The organism is Burkholderia sp. AU30280 (assembly GCF_020420125.1).
Classification (GTDB): domain Bacteria; phylum Pseudomonadota; class Gammaproteobacteria; order Burkholderiales; family Burkholderiaceae; genus Burkholderia.
This window is the reverse complement of sequence record NZ_JAIZRY010000008.1, coordinates 390,690-410,058: the sequence shown is the minus strand read 5'-3', so window position 1 is coordinate 410,058 and position 19,369 is coordinate 390,690. Positions and strand designations below refer to the sequence as shown.

Sequence of the window (19,369 nt, the reverse complement as noted above, 5' to 3'; positions counted from 1 at the left end):
GGCAACCGCGTCGCGCTTACTCGACCAGCGTCAGTCGGCCGTCGCTGAGCCGCACCTCGCGCCCGATCCACGCGGCATCGACGCGCGGCAGCACGGCCGACGGCTTGCGCAGTTCGCGCAGCAGCGTCGCGCCGTGCGACAGCCGGCCGCCCATGCGCGCGATCACGGCGCGCGCGGCCTGGTAATGCGCGTGCCGGCCCGGGTCGAGCGTGTCTTCCAGCAGGATGTCGAGGCCGAGCACACCTTGCGTGTGGCCCGGATAGATCATGAAGCCGGCCGCTTCATCTGCGCCTTCGCTGCCGTCCTGCCAGAAGCTGCCGTTGCGTTCGCGGCGATCGGGATGGGGCGCGAACCACACGTCGCGGTCGGCGGCCGGCATCGCATGATGCAGGCGGAAGAACACGCGCATCAGGTTGTCGCGATACCACTCGCGTACCTGCAGGTACCAGCCGCGCAGGCCGGGTGCGCCGAGTGCGTGGAGCACGCGGATGGGCAGCGGCCAGTCGGGAAATGGCTGTAGCGGCAGGTCGGTGGGTGCGGGCCGCGCGGTGCCCGGATCGGTTTCCCACGGCAGCCGATGCGGGCTGTCGTCGAGCTGGCCGTATGCGGTCGGCGGACGCCCCCACAGTGCGCCGCCGCTGCTGGCCAGCGATGACGCGATGCACAGGTTGCCCTGCACGACGAACACGTAGAAGCGCGTGAACCAGTCGGCCAGTTGCTGGCCGTCGGCGCGCCGCTCGACGAGTGTCGCGAGCTCCTGGTCGAAGCGTTGCAAGCCGCGCTCGAGCGTCGGCAGATGCCCGCGTGCGACGCGCAGCATGCGCCAGAACACCGGCAGCGAACGCAGCAGCCGCAGCGGACGCCAGCGCAGCGGCGGCGTCGCGCCGCCGATCTCGCCGCTGTAGTTGCCGGCCGAGACGCCCCAGTCGGCGAGACGGGCGAGGAACAGGTCGTTGTTGATGTACGACGCGCCGCCATAGAGCGCGGTGAATGGTTCGTTGTCCTGCAGTACGCGTGCATCCCAGCGCGCCATGATGGCCGGGATGCTGCCGGCCGCGCGTCGTTGCGCGTACTCGACCAGCCGGCTCGGCTGCGGCGGCAGGATCTCGGCGATGTTCGCGGCGGTCAGGTGTCGATGCCAGCCGTAGCGGCTGATCGGACGGTACTGCAGCAGCCACAGCTGCTGGCCGTCCCACGCCCATTCGACATCGCCCGGCACGTAGTGGAACGCGCGCAGCACGCGTTGCAGGAAGGTCCATAGCTGCGTCGCGCTCAGGCCGTGCGCGGGCGGGAACGTGCCGCGCTGCCAGAGCTCGCCGAGCCGCGACAGGATCGCGCGCTGCGGGCTGGCCTGTCCGTCGGCGAGCGTTTCAAGGTGGCCTTCCACCCATTCGACTTCGACGGCCAGATGCCGCACGAACGCGATGCCCGACAGCACCGGCGTGATGAAGCGCTGCACGACCGATTCCTCGAGGCCGCCGTCGAGCAACTCGGCCACGCGTGCGGCCGCCTGCGCGGCCGGGACGCGCAGGAACGTCGTATGCAGGCCGGCGTTGGCCGCGTCGGCCTGATCCTCACCGTGGCTCGACGAGCGGATCGCCCACTCGGCGTTCGGCTGGCTCGCGAGAAAGCCGGGCAGGCGCGGATCGTCGGCGCGGGTCAGCGACAGCGCGGGCGGCACGGGCAGGCCGGCCATCGCGGCGAGCGCGAGGCGCCCGCCTTTGGTATGCGCGACGAAGCCGGCGTCGCCCGCTTCGAGCCACTGCACGAATGCCGCCGGCGCGTCGATCCACGGATAGTGGCCCCAGCCGGCCTGCAGCGTGACGGTGAGGTCGGCGCGCGCGAGGATGGCCGACCACGCGGCGGCCTGGCGCACCCCGAGCACGTTGTCCTGGTCGCCCCACACGAGTTCGATGCGATCGGTGACCCACTCGAGCAGCGGCAGCGCGGTATCGGCGCGCACGAGATCCCAGTGCGGCAGGAACGCGCGGCAGCGCGCATAGCCGGCGCCCATGCGGCGGTACTGCGCGCGTGTCCAGGTCAGGTTCGAGAATTTGCGGGCGAACAGCGCCGGGTGGTGCGCGAGCAGCCAGTGGATCGTCTTGCGCAGCGGTTTCGGCGCCATCAGTTTCGGCAGGCGCCGTTCCCACAGAAATGCGCCGACGGGCGCGAGCAGCACGCTGCGGCTGAAGTGGCCGGGGCGTCGCTGCAATGCGTGCAGCACCAGCAGCGCATTCACGCCGACCGCCATGATCGCGTGGCCCGGCTCGGTCGCGTCCAGCAGCGCTTGCGCATACGCGGCGAGATCCTCGCAGGGCGGCGCGGGGTTGTCGCCGAAGCCCGGGAGTTCCAGCGGCACGGGCCGGGAATGCCGGAAGTGGGGCAGCGCATCGTCCCACCAGTCGGCCGCGCTGCCGTTGCCGGCAAGGAGGTACAGGATCGGTTTGCTCATGGATGCTTCGTCGGCGGGCGATGTCGCGGTGGCACCCGCCCGGTCGGGGCGGCGCCGTCGGCGGATGCCACGGGTCTTGTTCGTGTCGTCTTGTTCGCGTTGCGCCGGTGCGAGTGGAATGGAAGGGCGGCCCGCTCGGCTTGATGCTTGATTGTCGCGGGCATTCTACGCGAGTCGATTCGAGGCGATCTTCATTCCGGGTTGGGGGCTTTTCGATAAATGATCGATACGCATGACCGGATGTCGATCAACCGAAATACGTCGAGGCCGGCGAATGATCCGGATCGAAATGCGCACTTCGCGTCGACAGGGAAAGTAGAATCGGGACGCCGGAATTCATCGCACCGGATTCGAGGAATGAAAATGAAAAAACGCTGGATCGCGGGCGTATTGCTTGCGCTCGTCGCAAGCGGCGCATCGGCGGAGAACTGGGTCACGCTTGGCCCGGGTCCGGCTATCGCGCTCTATGTCGACCCCGCTTCCGTCGAGCGTCGCCCGCTCAATGCGTGGGCGACGGTCAGGATCGTCTACGCCGAGCCGCGCCGTTTTTCGGCGCCGTTTCCGGTGAAGAGCCTCGTTTCCATTTGGATATTCGACTGCGCGAACAAGACCTGGGCGATGGGCAAGACCCGCATGACTGGAACTCAACCGGGCCAGGTTCATGTTTCTCGTGAAGACGCGGATGACTACGACTACGTGCAGCGAGACTCCATTCAGACGCTGGTCATGAATTACGTGTGCGGAGCGTCCTGATACCGGCAACGCAGCCGGATTGCCATCGTTCGTCGGGAGCGCTTACCGTGGGTTGTCCAGACGGGCGCCCGTTGCGCTTCACGCGTCGGGATCCATGCCTGCGCGCGGCGTGCGCCCGGTCCAGCGCCGATACGCATGACGGAAACTGCGCGGCTCGCTGTAGCCGAGACGTTCCGCAATGGCCGCGACCGTCAGCTCAGGGTCGTCGAGCATCCGCACCGCCTCGTCGCGGCGCACGTCGTCGAGCAACGCCTGAAACGTGAGGCCGTCCTTGTCGAGCCGCCGGCGCAGCGTGCGCTCCGTCAGGTGCAGCGCGTTCGCGAGCGACGTCATCGACTTGAAACGCACGAGGTCGCGCGCCATCAGCTCCTTCGCGCGATCGGCGAAGCGCGTGCCGACCGACGCGGCCCACTGCCGTTCGAGCGCCTCGCACTGGCCATGCAACGCATTGAAGCTGACTTCGTTCGCGAGAAGCGGCATCTCCGTGCCGTTCACCGACGTGAAGACGAGGCGGTTGTCGCCCGCATTGAACGCGACCTTGCAGCCGAAGTGGCGCGTGTAGTCGGCCGCATTGCGCGGTGTGCGGCGTGCGAGCTGCACCTGCGCGGGCCAGACGGGCTTGCCGACGAGATCGGACACGATCAGGCGCAGGCTGGACAGGCACATGTCGACCTGGAACACCTCGAGATCGGGCTCGCCGTTGTAACGGCCGATCGTCACGCTCATGCCGTCCGGATGCGCATCGATACGCACGTCGAAATACAGCCCCATGAACAGCGGAAACTGGCTCATGCACCGGAATGCCTGCATCACGGAGCCGCTGATCAGCATCGCGTAGCCGGCGAGGCCGAGCGTCGACACGTGCAGCCGCGCGCCGATCGACAGCCCGATCGACGGCACGCCGCTGCGCTGCAGCAGGTTGCGGAAGCAGCGCTGTTCCTGGCCGCGATTCACGTGCAGGTTCGGCGACGCGACTTCGTCCGCGCCGAGCCCCGTGCCTTCGAGCAGCGCGGCGCCGTCGATATGCCGCACGCGGCACTCGTCCAGCGCGACCGCGATCGCGTGGACGGTGGCGGGAATGTCCTCCTGGCGCCCGGCCGGGCGCGCGAGGCCGAGCGCCGAGCGCAGGCTGCGCTCGGCCCGGCTCGGGTTGGGATGGGAGCGACGGTTCATGGTGCGGACGGGGCGACGGGGTCGCGTAGAACATAGCCGGAATGTCCGCAAAACGCCAGTGCGGCACCGCATCATGCATGACTCGCCGGCGCGACGCGCGGCACCGTGTCCGTAAATATCCCCTGATTACGTCCGCTTTTCTCATTCGTGGCCGATTTTTTGGCGCACCACACTTTCTTCCAGCCGTGCGCCGCCGGCCGCGCCGGGCGAACGAGTGTTGAAGCCGTGAACGCCACCCACGTGAGGACAGCATGGACAACGACAGCCCAGGTCGATACGCATCGGCCGCCGCGACGCATGAGTTCGGCGCGCACGCCATGCGAGGCGATGCGGACGAACGCCGCCAGCCCCGTCCGATCGGGCTCGCGACGCTGGTGATCTTCGGCCTCGCGTACATGTTGCCGATGACGGTGTTCACGACCTACGGGCTCGTCACGAGCGAGACGAACGGGCACCTGACGGCCGCGTATGCGCTCACGCTGGTCGCGATGCTGTTCACCGCGCGCAGCTACGGCCACATGGCGCGGCTGATGCCGAGCGCCGGGTCCGCCTATACGTTCGCCAGCCGAAACTTCGGCACGTCGGCCGGCTTCATGGTCGGTTGGGCCTTGCTGATGGACTACCTGTTCATCCCGATGATCAGCTACCTCGCGATCGGCATCTACATGAAGCAGATTTTCCCGGGCGTGCCGGCCGGCGTGTGGATCGTCGGCAGCATCGTGCTGATCACCGGGCTGAACATCGTCGGCATCCGGCTCGTCAATCGCGTGAACCTGATCCTGATCGCGAGCCAGCTCGTGTTCATCGCGATCTTCTTCGTCGCTTCCGCGCGGGTCGCGGCGGGCGAAGGGCTGTCGATGGCCGTCGCGCTGCCGTCGTCGGGCGATGCGCATGCGATTTTCGCCGGGTCCGCGATCCTGTGCCTGTCGTTCCTCGGTTTCGATGCGGTCACCACGCTGTCGGAGGAAACACGCGAGCCGACGCGCACGGTGCCGCGCGCGATCCTGCTCTGCACGCTGGCGAGCGGCGTGCTGTTCATGCTGGTCGCCTACGTCGGGCAAGTGGTGTTTCCAGACTGGCACGCATTCAAGGATCTCGATTCGGCCAGCCTCGAACTGATGCGGCGCATCGGCGGCGGCACGCTGTCGGCGTTCTTCGTCGCGGTGTACGTGGCCGGCTGCTTCGCGAGCGCGATGGCCGGGCAGGCGAGCGTGACGCGCGTGCTGTTCGCGATGGGGCGCGACCGGGTGCTGCCCGAACGCGTATTCGGCCATCTGCATGCGCGGCTGCGCACGCCGGTGCGCGCGACGATCGCGGTCGGCATCGTGTCGCTGTCCGCGCTGTTCATCACGCTCGACCTCGCGTCGACGATGATCAGCTTCGGCGCGCTCGTCGCGTTCGCGGTCGTGAACCTGTGCGTGATGCGCAGCTATCTGCGCCGCGCCGAGCATCGCCGCTTCGCGGGCTGGATCACGTTCGGCGCGATGCCGGCGATCGGCTTCGCGATGAACGTGTGGCTCTGGTCGGGCCTGTCGCGCCAGACCTTCTACGTCGGCATCGGCTGGCTCGTGCTCGGCCTCTGCCAGCTCGTGTGGCTGACGCGCGGCTTCACGCGCCCGGCGCCGACGCTGTCGATGAATTGAATGACCGGTGGCCGGCTGCCGGCCGCCGGCTCTGAAACCCTGAAGGAGGAATCATCCATGAACGCTGTTGACGTCAATCCCGATGCGGACCTGCAGGCCATCGGCAAACGCCACCTGCTGATGCATTTCACGCACGCTGATGCGTATCGCGACCACGCGCTGACCGTGTTCGACCGCGGCGAAGGCTGCTGGCTCGTCGACCGCAACGGCAAGCGCTACTTCGACGGGCTGGCCGGGCTGTATTGCGTGCAGGTCGGCTACAGCCACGGCGCGGAAATCGGCGACGCGATCCGCGAGCAGATGGTGCGGCTGCCGTTCGCGACCAACTGGGGCGTGGGCCACGAGCCGGCGATCAGGCTCGCGCACACGCTCGCGGCGCTCGCGCCGGAAGGGCTGAATCGCGTGTTCTTCACGTCGAGCGGCTCGGAGTCGAACGAATCGGCGATCAAGCTGGTGCGCCAGTACCATCAGGCGCGCGGCGAGCCGCAGCGGCGCAAGTTCATCGCGCGTCGCGTCGCGTATCACGGCACGTCGTTTGGTGCGCTCGCGCTGAACGGGATGACGAACTTCCGCAAGCATTTCGAGCCGCTGATGTCGGGCGTGCGGCACGTGAGCAACACGAAGCGCTACGGGCGCCCGGCAGGCGAGACGGAAGCGCAGTTCACGCGCCACCTGCTCGATGAGATCGAATCGCTGATCGTGCAGGAGGGGCCGGATACCGTCGCCGCGATCGTCGTCGAGCCGCTGCAGAACGCGGGCGGCAGCCTGACGCCGCCGGCCGGTTATGCCGCCGGGCTGCGCGACATCTGCGACCGGCACGGCGTGCTGCTCGTCGCGGACGAGGTGATCTGCGGGTTCGGCCGGCTCGGCGAATATTTCGGCTCCGCGCGCTACGGGTTGAAGCCGGACATCATCACGTTCGCGAAAGGCATCGCGTCGGGCTACGTGCCGCTCGGCGGCGTGATCGCGAGCGATGCGGTGGTCGACACGGTGCTCGACGGCCCGCAGCAGATGTTCCTGCACGGCGCGACGTACGGCGGCCACCCGGTCGCGTGCACGGCCGCGCTCGCGAACCTCGCGATCATGGCGCGCGAACGCGTGCTCGAGAACGTGCGCGACAACGAAGCGGTGTTCCGCCAGACGCTCGACGGCCTGCTCGAACTGCCGTGCGTCGGCGACGTGCGCGGCGACGGCTATCACTACTCGCTCGAACTCGTGACCGACAAGGCCGCGCGCCGCTGGGCGGCCGGCATCAGTGCGCAGGCGTTCGTGTCGACGCTGCTCGCGCCCGCGATCTTCGACGCAGGGCTGCTGTGTCGCGCGGGCGTCGATCACGAAGGCACGCCGATCGTGCAATTCTCGCCGCCGCTCGTGATGTCGCGTGACGAGATCGTGTGGTTCGTCGCGAAGATCCGCGACGTCCTCGTCGACACCTATGCGCGGGCGACGCGCTGAGCGCGGCGTCCTTCATTTCAGGAGCATGCGATGCGAACCTCACAACAGTCCTATATCGATGGCCGGTGGCTCGATCCGGCCGATGCGCGGTCGATCGACGTGATCGACCCGAGCACCGCGCGGCCGTATGCGCAGCTCAGGATCGGCGGCGCGGCCGACGTCGATCGCGCGGTCGGCGCGGCGAAGCAGGCGTTCGACACGTATTCGCGCTGGCCGGTGGACGCGCGCGTCGCGCTGCTGCAGCGCGTGCTCGAGATCTACCGGCGCCGCTACGAGGAGGTCGCGCAGACGATCAGCCAGGAGATGGGCGCGCCGATCGCGTTCGCGCGCGCGGCGCAGGCCGCGGTCGGCACCGCGCACCTCGAGCAGACGATCCGCGCGCTGCAGGCGTTCCGCTTCAGCACGCAGACCGATTCGCTGCTGGTGTCGCACGAGCCGATCGGCGTGTGCGCGCTGATCACGCCGTGGAACTGGCCGATCAACCAGATCGTGTGCAAGGTCGCGCCGGCGCTCGCGGCCGGCTGCACGATGGTGCTCAAGCCGAGCGAGATCGCGCCGTTCAGCGCGATCCTGTTCGCGGAGATCCTGCACGAAGCCGGCGTGCCGCCCGGCGTGTTCAACCTCGTGCACGGCTACGGGCATGAAGTGGGCGACGCGCTGTCGCGGCATCCGGACGTCGACATGGTGTCGTTCACGGGGTCGACGCGCGCGGGCGTGGAGGTCGCGAAGGCGGCCGCCGATACCGTGAAGCGCGTGCACCAGGAACTCGGCAGCAAGAGCCCGAACCTGATCCTGCCCGACGCCGATATCGACGAGGCGGTCACGCGCGGCGTGCGCAGCTGCTTCAGCAACAGCGGCCAGTCGTGCAATGCGCCGACGCGCATGCTGGTGCATGTCGACCATCTCGCGCAGGCCGAGCAGGCCGCGCGGCGGGAGGCGGGACGCACGGTCGTCGGCGATCCGCGTTCGACGGAAACCGGCATCGGGCCGGTGGTCAGCCGCACGCAGTTCGACCGCATCCAGCACTTCATCCGGCTCGGGATCGAAGAAGGCGCGACGCTCGTCACGGGCGGCCCCGGGCGGCCGGACGGGCTCGGCGACGGCTTCTACGTGCGGCCGACGGTGTTCTCGAATGTCACGCCGGACATGACGATCGCGCGCGAGGAAATCTTCGGGCCGGTGCTCGCGATCATGACCTACCGCACCGAGGACGAGGCCGTCGCGCTCGCGAACGATTCGGTCTACGGGCTCGCGGCCTACGTGCAGTCGAAGGATCCCGAGCGGGCGCGCAGGGTGGCGGCGCGGCTGCGGGTCGGCAATGTCCACATCAACTACCCGCCATGGAATCCGGCCGCGCCGTTCGGCGGCTACAAGCGCTCGGGCAACGGCCGCGAGTATGCGGAGTTCGGCCTCGTCGAGTATCTGGAGACGAAGGGCACGACGGGGTACGCTTGAGCGACGCGCGGATGCGCTGACCGGGCAGTGGCGTCCTGCGGGAAGGGGCACCGCACCCCTGTACATCGATTGATCGATTGGGAGGAACTCGACGATGCAGATGACGGAGACGACCGAACGCATGTGCGGCGCGGCGGCGCGCGCGGTGGGCCGTGTGCGATGAAGATCCTGATCGCGCGGATGAACCACGAGACCAACACGTTCTCGCCGGTGCCGACGCCGCTTGCCGCGTTCGGCCGCACCGGCCCCGACTGGGGCGACGACGCGTATCGCGCGAATCGCGGGATGCGCACCGCGATGGCCGCCTTCCTCGACGCGGCTGAACGTGAAGGCGCCGAGATCGTGACGCCCGTATCGGCGGCCGCGAACCCGAGCGGGCCCGTCGCGGCCGATGCGTATGCGGCGATCTGCGACGCGATCGTCGCGGCAGCGCCCGGCTGCGATGCGGTGATGCTCGACCTGCACGGCGCGATGGTCGCCGAGCAGAGCGTGGACGGCGAGGGCGACCTGCTCGCGCGTGTGCGCGCGGCGCTGCCCGGCGCACCGATCGCGGTCGCGCTCGACCTGCACGCGAACGTCACGCAGAAGATGATCGATCACGCGGACGTGATCGTCAGTTTCAAGACCTACCCGCACGTCGACATGGTCGAGACCGGCGAGCATGCGGCACGCGTGCTGCTCGACCAGTTGCACGGCCGCGCGCGGCCCGTGCTCGCGTGGCGGCAGCCGCCGCTGATGACCTCGACGCTGCGCAGCGCGAGCGCGGAAGGCGCGATGCGGCGCGCGGTGGAGGCCGCGCGCGCGGCCGAGGCCGACGGGATGCTCGCCGTCTCGGTGCTGCCCGGCTTCTCGCTCGCGGACATTCCCGCGCCGTGCATCAGCGTGGTCGTGGTGGCCGATGGCGACCGGGCCGCGGCCGACGCGGTGGCCGAGCGTATCGCACGGCAGATCTGGGACGAGCGCGACGATTTCGTCTATCGCAGCGCGCCGCTCGCCGAATCGGTTGCGCAGGCTGCTGCGCTCGCGCGCGGCGCGGATCGCCCCGTGCTGATGCTCGATCACGGCGACAACTGCATGTCGGGCGGCCCGTGCGACACGATGGACCTGCTCGAGGCCGCGCTCGAACATGGGCTCGACGGCATCGTCAGCGGGCCGCTGTGCGACCCGCAGGCCGTCGCGGCGCTGATCGACGCGGGGGTCGGCGCGACCGTCACGGTACCGGTCGGCAACCGCCTGCCGTCGCATGGCGGCGTGCGGCGCGAGCCGTTCCGCGCGACCGGCGTCGTGCGCACGCTCACCGACGGCGAATACGTGATCACGGGGCCGACGTACACGGGCCAGCGCGCGTACATGGGCCGCACGGCCGTGCTCGATATCGGCGCGGCCACGCTCGTCATCAGCGAGCGTACGCAGGAGCCCTGGGATCTCGGCGTGTTCGAGAGCGTCGGTGTCGATCCGCGCCGCGCGCGCTTCCTGCTGCTGAAGTCGCGGATGTATTGCCGGCCGGTGTTCGTGCCGATCGCGGCCGCGCTGGTCGAGTGCGACAGCCGCGGCGTGACGGGTTCCGACTACGGGCTGTTCCGCTACGAGCGGCTCGCGCGGCCCGTGTATCCGCTCGACGACGTCGGCGAGTGGCCCTCGTCCGGCGCACGGCGGACACAGCGGACGGATTGACGGAAACGAACCGGGCGCGAGGCGCCGGATTGACCGGCTTTCGGGCATCATGCGGTGGCGTCGACCCGTCGAGCAGCTGGGTCGATCCATTCATTGCGTCCGCAACCGATCCGGAGAACCGACCGCCATGCATTCGAATCCTATCCGCCCGCGCAGCGCGCGCCTGCTCGCCGCGCTGACCCTCGCCACGACGGCCGTTGCCGCCCATGCCGCCGACTGGATCGTGTCCGGCAACGACGGCAAGTACCAGCGCGTCGAGGGCCGCGACACCTATCTGGCTGCGCCGCCCGCCGACACGCTGACGCTGCTCGACGCCAGCACGTTCCCGCCGAAGGTCGCGCTGCAGGTCGATGTCGAGAACGGCATCCAGGGGCCGCCGCAGGCGGTCGCGATCACGCCCGACGCGAAGCTCGCGCTCGTCGGCGCGCCGACACGCTACGACACGGCCGCGAAGCAGCTCGTGTTCGACACGTTCCTGCAAGTCGTGAATCTCGACGCCGCGCCGCCGTCGATCGCGCGCATCGAGCTCGGCACGCATCCGCAAGGGATCGCGATCGACCGCTCGGGCAAGCTCGCGCTGGTCGCGAACGTCGACGGCAGCGTGTCGATCCTGCGCATCGACGGCACGAACGTGACGCTCGACGGCAACCTGAAGATCGGCAAGAAGCGGCTGGCCGGGATCAGCTTCACGCATGACGGCAAGCATGCGCTCGTGTCGCTGCGCGACGAGCAGGGCATCGCGGTGCTGAACGTCGACGACGGCAAGGTGACCGACAGCGGGTCGCGCCTGAGCACCGGCGTCGCGCCTTACACGATCGACGTGTCGAGCGACAACCGCTGGGCCGTCGTCAGCAACGTCGGGCTCGCGGGGCTGCCGGGCTATACGGGCACGCTGGCGGGCGACGCCGATTCGGTCGCGCTGATCGACGTGTCGCGCGTGCCGTTCCGCACGGTCCAGTACCTGACGGTGCCGTCGCTGCCGGAGGGCGTCGCGATCTCGCCGAACGGGAAGTGGATCGCCGTGCAGGCGATGGACGGCTCGAACCTGACGCCCGACAATCCGGGCCGCCACAAGATCGGTAAGGTGCTGCTGTTCGAGATCCGCAACGGGCAGGCCGTGAAGGTGAGCGAGCTGCCCGGCGGCGAAGCCGCGCAGGGCATCGTGTTCACCGCCGACAGCCGGCACGTGATCGTGCAGTTCAACGTCGAGCGGCAACTCGCGCTCTATTCGGTCGAAGGCGGCACGCTGCACGATACGGGCAAGCGGATCGCGCTGACGGGCGGCCCGTCTTCGTTGCGCACGTTGCCGCGCTGACGCGCCCGGCATCGACTCGTTCGGTTTCGTTAGTTCATGCGGCGCCCGGATTCACCGGGCGCCCTTCCATGCCCCTTCCATGTGTCGCCGTTGCAACGCAACAAATGGCGGATATGGGTGCCAAAAGCCGCTTAATGCCGAATTGTTTAGTTAAACAAACTGAAAATTCGGGAAACTTCTCGTGGTGAATAAACAGTCGCTGAGGCACTGTAAGCCCCTGGGAAGCCGGTGACGTTCCCGGAGACAAGGCGGTGGAGGCGACGGTTGCGGTGGCAACTATCGGCGCCGGATCAATCGTTTTAATTAACGGTGCTAAACGAAAAATGAAACATCCACGACTCTTGCTCGTCGCCGCGATGACTTGCGCGGCGTTGGCCGCGTGCGGCGGCGACGACGTGAACGGGGTTCGGACGGCCGACAACGGCGCGGGAGACACGCCGTCGACCGTGCCGCCGACCGCGGGGCCGTCGCAACCGTCCCGGCCCGATCAACCGGCTGCGCCGAAACGCAGCAACATGGCGTTGACGCAGTTCGTCAATCCGTTGATCGGCACGCAGGTCAACGCGGATTCCGGTTACGCGGGCAACGTGAGCCCGGGTGCGATGGTGCCGTTCGGGATGGTGAATTTCGGGCCGAACACGCCGCGCGACGACTTCAACGGCTCGGGCGGCTACCTGTCGTCGGGCGGGACGGGCGGCACGATCGACTTCTTCAGCGTGACGCACCTGAGCGGTGTCGGGTGCCCGGGACAGGGCACGGTCGCGATGCTGCCGACCGATGCGGCGACGGGCTTGGCATCGGGCGGCCGGCCGGTCGGCATCGGGTACCGCTACGCGGATGAAACGGCCGAACCCGGGTACTACAAGGTCCGGCTGTCGAACGGCATCGTGACGGAACTGAGCGCGACCGCGCGCTCCGGCATCGCGCGCTTCACGTACACGAACAAGGACAAGGGCTTCTTCTCGATCGACGCGAAGCTGAACGGCAACAGCGATGCGGGCGCCACGAAAGTCACCGCGAACCACGTCGCGCTGGCGCTCGCGAGCGACGGCAAGTCGATGAGCGGGCAGGCCGTGGCGCCCGCGTTCTGCACGCCGTACGGCACGGTCTGGAACGCACCCGTGTATTTCTATGCGACCTTCGACAAGCCGCTGCGCAAGCAGGCGGGCACGTCGGCGGTGAATACCGCCAGCAACGGCGCGGCGACGCTGCAGTTCGACCTGACCGACGCGGACCGGACCGTCACCGTGAAAGTCGGGGTGTCGTCCGTCAGCGTCCGGAATGCGCAGGCGAACCTGCAGGCCGAAGGCGAGAAACTCGCGTTCGACGACGCACGCAAGAACGCGTCCGGCTTGTGGAACGACCGGCTCAACACGATCCAGATCGACGAGGCCGCGACCCCCGCCGCGCTGAACGCGACGCAGAAGGCGAATCTGACGAAGTTCTACACCGCGCTCTATCGCGTGTTCGGCACGCCGACGCTCTACAGCGACACGAACGGCGAATTCCGCAGCATGCGCCAGCCCAGGAACGCGGACGGCAGCTATCCGACGTCGGTCGACCAGACCGGCACCGTTGCGCCGCGCGCGACGGCCAGGGTTGGCGACTATGCATTCCGGCGCGCCGACGGCTCGCTGGGCGGCACGGGCGACCACTACACGGGCTTCTCGCTGTGGGATACCTACCGGTCGCAGGCGCAGTTGCTGGCGCTGCTCGCACCGAAGGAGTCGAGCGACATGATGCAGTCGCTCGTCGTCGACGCGTTGCAGTGCGGCGCGTTCCCGCACTGGGTCGACGGCAGTGACGACTCGACGCCGATGGCAGGCGACAACGCGCTGAACGTGATTGCCGGTGCGTACAAGTTCGGCGCGACCGATTTCGACCTGGTGTCGGCCGCACGCCTGACGAAGCAGTCCGTGTTCGATCCGTCCAGCGCCTGCAACGACCGTACGAGCGCAGCGGGGCTCGCCAATTTCCTGACGGCCCACTACCTGTCGCAGAGCGACGACGGTCACTCGTCGTCGGCAACCATCGAGCGCGTCCTGAGCGACCGTTCCGCCGCCGCATTCCTGCAGGCGCTGCCCGCCAGCGTGCTGAACGCGCCGTCGGTCGGCGTGACGGCCGACGACATCGGCACGCTGTACACGCGGGCGGGGTGGTGGCGCAACATCTTCGACGACACGAACAAGGTGATCGCCGCGCGCAACGCGCCGCCGGCCGGCTCGGCGCCCGGCACGCTGGGCACGCTCGTGCAGGGTGCGTTCCACGAATCGACGGAACCGAACTACTTCTGGACCTTCGCGCAGGACTGGAGCGCGCTGATCGACGCGATCGGCGGCAAGCAGGCGGCCGTCACGCGGCTGAACAACCTGTTTGCGATCACGACGCCGTTCTCGACCGTACCGTCCTCCGGCAGCCTGAACGGCGGCGAATCGTCGAACCACCTGTATATCGGCAACGAACCGTCGTTCCAGTCGCCGTGGGGATACAACTGGGCCGGGCAGCCGAGCGGCGCACAGTACGTTATCCCGATCATCATGTCGAAGGCGTTCACGACCGGCCGCGACGGGCTGCCGGGCAACGACGACATGGGCGCGACGTCGAGCTGGTACGTGTGGGCGGCGCTCGGGATGTTCCCGGTCATTCCGTCGGAGGCGGGGCTGGCATTGTCCACGCCGCAGTTCAGCGGGATCACCGTCTGGCTCGGCAACGGCAAGACGCTGCGGCTCGACAGCGACCAGCAGGTGACGATCGACAGTGCGGGGCGCCCGTCGTTTGCGTATGTCCAGTCGCTGAAGGTCAACGGCGCGGACTACGCGGGTTCATGGCTGCCGCTGGGCAAGATCGCCAATGGCGGCACGATGCGCTACGCGCTGTCCGCGACGCCGACGCAGTGGGCGGCCGCCGACAACCTGACGCCGCCGTCCGGTCCGAATGCGGACTACACGCAGATGACGGCCGGCGGATCGTCGGCCGCGACGCGCATGCGCCAGGCCGGCGCGCGATAAACGCAAGCGGGCGCGCGCAGGGGCTGCCGTGTGTGCCCGTCGAAACGACGCAATTCGGGAGAACGACACGACATCGAAATCGCGCCGGAAATTCCTGTCGTACAGCGCAGCACTCGCCAGGATGCGCTGGCTCGCCGGCTGTAACGGCGATACCGATCCGGCATCGGGCGCCGCCGGTTCCGCGACGGTCGCGCCCACCGTGCCGACGTTCGCGCTCTGCTGACGGTGGCGTGTGCCGCGTGATGCCGCGCAAGCGGGAGCGGGAGCCAGCCGGTGAAACGCCGCGTGAATGCGCGCGGCGCTCGTTGCTTGCCGGCGGGCCGGCAAGCCGTTACGGCTTGAGAAACCTGTCGAGCCAGCGCGGCGTCGCCGCACGATCGAAGACGACGTGCAGCTCGGAGCTGAACGCGCCGTATTCGAGCCCGTGGCGTTGGGCGAGCAGCGTCAGTGACCGCGTGGTGTGAAACGAGAGGTGCCCGTTGCGCGGCGCGCAGTACCACCACTGATCGATGCCGCGTTCGATGATGTCGCGGTCGATCAGCGACGTCTGGAACAGCAACGCGCCGTCGGGCTTCCGGTAACGCGCGATCTGGTCGAAGAGATCCAGCGGCGCCGGATGATGTTCGAACACTTCGAACGACAGGATCGTATCGAACCGGCCTTCGGGCGGAACCGGGTGCGAGAACGGGTCGTACGAGGTGACGTCCGCGAAGCCGCGCGACGACAGCTTTCGTTCCAGCAAGCCCAGCCCCGAGCCGAAGTCGAGAATCCGGCCTTCGCGCATTTCCGGAAAACTGCCGCAGATCAGGTCGGCGTGCTGTTGCGGACGGATCTCGAGATAATCGGGGTCGTGGCGCGCATAGTCGGCGTTGTACACATGCTGCGCGAAATCGTCGTGCGTCCAGTCGTCGAACGCGGGCGCCCACGTGAAGCCGCATTGCTCGCAGGCGTGGTAGTAGATCGGGATGCCGGCATACGGGTCGACTTACTTGCCGGCGATGACATCGGCGCCGCAGCGCGAAAAATCGACCAGGCCGCAGATGCGCGCCTGGGCCGAACACACTTTGCAGGCGAGCGCCGTTGGATGGCGGTTCAGGTCGCGATTCAAGTTCCTGTCTCCCGTTCGCCGGCGAGGCGTGCGCGTGATGGATGGTGCGGGAGAGGCTATCACAGTCGCGTCGGCCGTCGCGGCCGCGCAGGGCGGCGGCGCCACGCGCGCTTACGGACGCAGCAGATCGAATCCGCCGAAGACGACGACACCGCTCAACACGATCATCGCGACGGAGTGCTGGCCGAAGTAGAGAATCGCGGCGGCAAGCCACGTCGTGATGCAGAAGGCGCCGATGCGGGCCATCGTGTGTTCCTCGAATGCGTGATGAAGTGAGTGCGCGCCGAACGGAGTGCGCCGCGCGAATCGGCGCGCGGGGCGTGCCGGCGGACGGAAAAGCCGGCCGCGAAGCCTCGACCGCGGCGCCAACGCGCGTGGCGGGCGCGCCGAACCCGGAAGGACGGGAGTCGAGGCCGGCGGCGTCGCCCGCTCGAGCCCGGAGGCAGTCGGCGCGCGAATCCGGGCCGGCAAACCGGCGATTTTACCAGCGCCGCCGTGTCGCCAATCTGGCCCTTTCGCGACGAAAACGCGGCGATCTTCGGCCAATCCCGTCCGTCCCCGAGACTCAAGTTTCGTGTGACGAATGCCGTAAACGAGTTGGAAGGTAGTTCCTGCCTCCGTCACGATTCGTCGTTTACCGACACAACCGACTCACGGACCGACACGATGCAAATCGATTTCTCCACAACCACGCGCGCCCCGCTGGCGGACGGCAGCCTGACCGCGAATACGTCGTCGGGCGCCGCGGCGACCCACTCGGCCGCGCCCGCCGCAACGTCGTCCACCGACGGCGCGACGAATCCCACCGGTGCGACGAGCACCACAGGCACGACGAGCACGACGGGCACCACCGGCACGCAGGGTTCGACCGGCGCCACCGGCGAAACGCTCGGCGGCTCGGGCGGCTCGTCGGACAGCCCGGCGGTTGCCCAGCTGAAAGCGTTGATCGACCGGCTGCAGAAACAGCTGGCCACGATCGAGCGCCAGATGGCGAGCGCGGCGCAGCGCGCGAAGGACGATCCGGCCGCCGCGGTCGAACAGCAGTCGCTGAGCGCGGAAGCCGGCGCGATCTCGGGCGCGCTTGCGACCGCGATCTCGCAACTGGCGGCGGCGATCGAGAAAACCGGCGGCTCGACGGCAGGCGGGCTGGTGTCGACGCAGGCCTGACCGGCTGCGGCCGCAGCCCGCGCGGCGACCGGCCCTGTTCCGCTGCTTCGCGCGGCACCGCAAGGACGACGCGGAACCGTGCGCGACGCCGGACCGGTTCGACGCATTCGCCGCGGCGGTCGGCGAAACGATGCGCACGCAACCGGATTACAGCGCGCGGGATCCCGCGACGATCGCCGTACCGGTCACGATCGTGCCGGGCGAGCACGATGAATTCATCCGGCCCGGCCGTGGGCCCGCGCATTCGTCGCCCTGGGGCTCACACCATCGCGTTGTCGCTGCCCGGAATCTCGTGCGCCTTGATCTGCTTTCGGTGCAGCTTGTACAACAGCTTGCCGGGCATGCCGTCCTCGTGGCACGCGCGTGTCATGTTGAGCACGTATTCGTCGTCGGGTGCGACGGCCTATGCGCCCAGGATCCAGCGCACGCTTTCGCGGTAGTTGTAGTGCGACTTGTCGCGGCCGTCGCAGAGGAAACCCGATAACGCGGCCATCGCTGCCGGATGACCGCCCTCGGCGTGCCGCCGGAGTTCGTCGATGTAGCGATGGCGGGAATGCGCGTCGTCGCGGGCGAAGCCGAATGCGCCCGCGCGGTGTCCGTAGCCGCGCAGGATCATGGCCGCCGTGCACGCGCGCGCGTCGGGATGCCCGTTCGATCGCGCCGCGTACCCGCGTATGCGGATCTGACAAGACTTATCTCCTTTTCACCGATTTTCGACGCGGTGCGATTCGGCCGTCGGATTGCATGCTGTTAAAACCGACAGGTTTTCCGGCAAACCGGCGAACGTTCGTGGAATGGCGTCCGGGCAAGGCAAGGCTTCGGGTATCTCATTAGTTTTTCTTTAGGCTCGCGCAACATATCGTCGATTGTTGGCGGCGCGCCGACAGGCGATAGTCCTGCTTCGGCAGGCCGGCCATGCGGTTTCCGCGTGGCGCGGCCCGATCCGTTGTCCACGCAACCATCAGATATCAAGGGAACCGCAACCATGCGATTCAACGCGACACGCTTCGCCGCGACCCTGCTCGTCGCCGCGTGCGCCGCCGCCACGGCCGGCCGCGCGGCCGCCGCCACGCAGGACGACCTCCACGACACCGTCACCCGCCACATCGCGCCGCTGATGAAGCAGTATGCGATTCCCGGCATGGCGGTCGGCATCGTCGCCGACGGCAAGCCCTACGTGTTCGACTACGGCGTGATGTCGACGCAAACCGGCAAGCCCGTCACGGGCGATACGCTGTTCGAAATCGGCTCCGTCAGCAAGACACTGACCGCGACACTCGCGGCCGACGCGCAGGAGGGCGGCGAACTGTCGCTCACCGACCCGGCTGCCAAGTACCTGCCCGCGCTGCAGGGCAAGCCGTTCGGTGTCTTGACGCTGCTGCAGCTCGGTACGCACACGTCCGGCGGCATGCCGGTGCAGGTGCCGGACAGCATCCGCGACGACGCAGGCCTGATCCGCTATCTCGGCGCGTGGCGGCCCGCGCATGCGCCGGGTACGTACCGGACCTATTCGAACGTGTCGGTCGGCATGCTCGGGTGGCTCACCGCGAAGGCGATGCACAAGGATTTCGCGGCGCTGATGGAGCAGCGGCTCTTTCCCGCGCTCGGCATGATGCACACGTACATCGACGTGCCGGAAGCACGCCAGGCCGACTACGCGCAGGGCTATACGCAGGACGGCAAGCCCATCCGGATGACAGGCGGGATGCTGTGGCAGCCGGCGTACGGCGTGCGGACCACGGCGGCCGATTTGCTGCGCTTCGTGCAGGCGAACATGGGGCTGACCGGAACCGCGCCGCGCCTGCAGCGCGCGCTCGAACGCACGCATACCGGCTATTTCCGCGCGGGGCCGCTGACGCAGGACCTGATCTGGGAACAGTATCCGTATCCGGTCGCGCTGCCGACGCTGCTCGAAGGCAACTCGATGAAGATGCTGCGCGACGGGTTGCCGGCCACCGCGATCGAGCCGCCGCTCGCGCCGAGCGCGGATACGTGGATCAACAAGACGGGCTCGACCAACGGCTTCAGTACCTATGTCGCGTTCGTTCCGTCGAAGCGGATCGCGATCGTGATGCTCGCGAACCGCAGCTATCCGAACGAGGACCGCGTGAAGGCCGCGTACGGGATCCTCGCGGCGCTCGACGGCCGGCGGTAACGTTTCCACCG

Annotated in this window: 16 protein-coding genes and 1 pseudogene; 11 read left to right on the top strand and 6 right to left on the bottom strand. The window is 68.3% G+C overall.

Annotation, left to right across the window (positions count from 1 at the left end):
* Positions 1–16 precede the first annotated feature (16 nt).
* Positions 17–2,452, bottom strand: coding sequence for a PEP-utilizing enzyme (locus LGN17_RS20850; RefSeq protein WP_226198453.1), 2,436 nt, complete (start codon positions 2,450–2,452; stop codon positions 17–19).
* 363 nt (positions 2,453–2,815) lie between these two features.
* On the opposite strand from LGN17_RS20850, the gene LGN17_RS20845 reads away from it, so the two are divergent.
* Entirely contained in the window at positions 2,816–3,205 is a 390-nt protein-coding gene (locus tag LGN17_RS20845) for a surface-adhesin E family protein (protein ID WP_226198452.1), read from the top strand.
* Between the two features lie 78 nt (positions 3,206–3,283).
* Here LGN17_RS20845 and LGN17_RS20840 read toward each other — a convergent pair whose 3' ends face one another.
* The gene (locus LGN17_RS20840; RefSeq protein WP_226198451.1) at positions 3,284–4,378 is read right to left on the bottom strand and encodes an AraC family transcriptional regulator; all 1,095 of its coding nucleotides are present in this window, start codon (positions 4,376–4,378) and stop codon (positions 3,284–3,286) included.
* A 251-nt stretch (positions 4,379–4,629) separates the two neighbouring features.
* Between LGN17_RS20840 and LGN17_RS20835 the strand changes: the two genes are divergently transcribed.
* The 7 genes from LGN17_RS20835 (at position 4,630) to LGN17_RS20805 (ending at position 15,151) form a co-directional block, all read left to right on the top strand.
* Positions 4,630–6,021 carry an APC family permease gene (locus LGN17_RS20835; RefSeq protein ID WP_226198450.1) on the top strand — a complete coding sequence of 464 codons (1,392 nt, stop codon included), beginning with the start codon at positions 4,630–4,632 and terminating at the stop codon, positions 6,019–6,021.
* Positions 6,022–6,078: 57 nt separating this feature from the next.
* Positions 6,079–7,476, top strand: coding sequence for an aspartate aminotransferase family protein (locus LGN17_RS20830; RefSeq protein WP_226198449.1), 1,398 nt, complete (start codon positions 6,079–6,081; stop codon positions 7,474–7,476).
* 30 nt (positions 7,477–7,506) lie between these two features.
* Complete coding sequence (locus tag LGN17_RS20825) at positions 7,507–8,931, top strand: aldehyde dehydrogenase family protein (RefSeq protein WP_226198448.1); 1,425 nt, start codon at positions 7,507–7,509, stop codon at positions 8,929–8,931.
* A 159-nt stretch (positions 8,932–9,090) separates the two neighbouring features.
* Complete coding sequence (locus tag LGN17_RS20820) at positions 9,091–10,605, top strand: M81 family metallopeptidase (protein WP_226198447.1); 1,515 nt, start codon at positions 9,091–9,093, stop codon at positions 10,603–10,605.
* A gap of 127 nt (positions 10,606–10,732) precedes the next feature.
* Complete coding sequence (locus LGN17_RS20815) at positions 10,733–11,920, top strand: YncE family protein (RefSeq protein ID WP_226198446.1); 1,188 nt, start codon at positions 10,733–10,735, stop codon at positions 11,918–11,920.
* Between the two features lie 323 nt (positions 11,921–12,243).
* Positions 12,244–14,928 (top strand): GH92 family glycosyl hydrolase, encoded by a 2,685-nt coding sequence (locus LGN17_RS20810; protein WP_226198445.1) that lies wholly within the window; start codon positions 12,244–12,246, stop codon positions 14,926–14,928.
* A 28-nt stretch (positions 14,929–14,956) separates the two neighbouring features.
* A complete protein-coding gene (locus LGN17_RS20805) occupies positions 14,957–15,151 on the top strand; it encodes a hypothetical protein (RefSeq protein WP_226198444.1) in 195 nt (64 codons plus the stop codon).
* Between the two features lie 108 nt (positions 15,152–15,259).
* Here the strand turns inward: LGN17_RS20805 and LGN17_RS20800 are convergent, their stop codons facing one another.
* The 3 genes from LGN17_RS20800 to LGN17_RS36535 all read right to left on the bottom strand — a co-directional run bounded on the left by LGN17_RS20800 (position 15,260) and on the right by LGN17_RS36535 (position 16,282).
* Positions 15,260–15,805, bottom strand: coding sequence for a class I SAM-dependent methyltransferase (locus LGN17_RS20800; protein WP_226198443.1), 546 nt, complete (start codon positions 15,803–15,805; stop codon positions 15,260–15,262).
* 108 nt (positions 15,806–15,913) lie between these two features.
* The gene (locus tag LGN17_RS36540; RefSeq protein WP_264166005.1) at positions 15,914–16,036 is read right to left on the bottom strand and encodes a hypothetical protein; all 123 of its coding nucleotides are present in this window, start codon (positions 16,034–16,036) and stop codon (positions 15,914–15,916) included.
* 111 nt (positions 16,037–16,147) lie between these two features.
* A complete protein-coding gene (locus LGN17_RS36535; RefSeq protein ID WP_006767081.1) occupies positions 16,148–16,282 on the bottom strand; it encodes a hypothetical protein in 135 nt (44 codons plus the stop codon).
* Positions 16,283–16,702: 420 nt separating this feature from the next.
* On the opposite strand from LGN17_RS36535, the gene LGN17_RS20795 reads away from it, so the two are divergent.
* Together LGN17_RS20795 and LGN17_RS20790 are read left to right on the top strand one after the other, a co-directional pair.
* Positions 16,703–17,203: a hypothetical protein gene (locus LGN17_RS20795; protein ID WP_226198442.1), complete on the top strand. Its 501-nt coding sequence runs from the start codon at positions 16,703–16,705 to the stop codon at positions 17,201–17,203.
* A 28-nt stretch (positions 17,204–17,231) separates the two neighbouring features.
* Positions 17,232–17,429: pseudogene (locus LGN17_RS20790) on the top strand (alpha/beta hydrolase); the annotation flags it as partial.
* Between the two features lie 177 nt (positions 17,430–17,606).
* Here the strand turns inward: LGN17_RS20790 and LGN17_RS20785 are convergent.
* The gene (locus LGN17_RS20785) at positions 17,607–17,819 is read right to left on the bottom strand and encodes a hypothetical protein (RefSeq protein ID WP_226198490.1); all 213 of its coding nucleotides are present in this window, start codon (positions 17,817–17,819) and stop codon (positions 17,607–17,609) included.
* Positions 17,820–18,188: 369 nt separating this feature from the next.
* Here LGN17_RS20785 and ampC point away from each other — a divergent pair, with 369 nt between their 5' ends.
* Positions 18,189–19,358, top strand: coding sequence for a class C beta-lactamase (gene ampC, locus LGN17_RS20780; RefSeq protein WP_226198441.1), 1,170 nt, complete (start codon positions 18,189–18,191; stop codon positions 19,356–19,358).
* Positions 19,359–19,369: the final 11 nt, after the last annotated feature.

Bases quoted from the DNA above. Each gene is read 5' to 3' on its own strand.
- LGN17_RS20850 (WP_226198453.1), bottom strand. From the start codon at position 2,452: ATGAGCAAACCGATCCTGTACCTCCTTGCCGGCAACGGCAGCGCGGCC.
- LGN17_RS20845 (WP_226198452.1), top strand. From the start codon at position 2,816: ATGAAAAAACGCTGGATCGCGGGCGTATTGCTTGCGCTCGTCGCAAGC.
- LGN17_RS20840 (WP_226198451.1), bottom strand. From the start codon at position 4,378: ATGAACCGTCGCTCCCATCCCAACCCGAGCCGGGCCGAGCGCAGCCTG.
- LGN17_RS20835 (WP_226198450.1), top strand. From the start codon at position 4,630: ATGGACAACGACAGCCCAGGTCGATACGCATCGGCCGCCGCGACGCAT.
- LGN17_RS20830 (WP_226198449.1), top strand. From the start codon at position 6,079: ATGAACGCTGTTGACGTCAATCCCGATGCGGACCTGCAGGCCATCGGC.
- LGN17_RS20825 (WP_226198448.1), top strand. From the start codon at position 7,507: ATGCGAACCTCACAACAGTCCTATATCGATGGCCGGTGGCTCGATCCG.
- LGN17_RS20820 (WP_226198447.1), top strand. From the start codon at position 9,091: ATGAAGATCCTGATCGCGCGGATGAACCACGAGACCAACACGTTCTCG.
- LGN17_RS20815 (WP_226198446.1), top strand. From the start codon at position 10,733: ATGCATTCGAATCCTATCCGCCCGCGCAGCGCGCGCCTGCTCGCCGCG.
- LGN17_RS20810 (WP_226198445.1), top strand. From the start codon at position 12,244: ATGAAACATCCACGACTCTTGCTCGTCGCCGCGATGACTTGCGCGGCG.
- LGN17_RS36535 (WP_006767081.1), bottom strand. From the start codon at position 16,282: ATGGCCCGCATCGGCGCCTTCTGCATCACGACGTGGCTTGCCGCCGCG.
- LGN17_RS20795 (WP_226198442.1), top strand. From the start codon at position 16,703: ATGCAAATCGATTTCTCCACAACCACGCGCGCCCCGCTGGCGGACGGC.
- LGN17_RS20785 (WP_226198490.1), bottom strand. From the start codon at position 17,819: ATGATCCTGCGCGGCTACGGACACCGCGCGGGCGCATTCGGCTTCGCC.
- ampC (WP_226198441.1), top strand. From the start codon at position 18,189: ATGCGATTCAACGCGACACGCTTCGCCGCGACCCTGCTCGTCGCCGCG.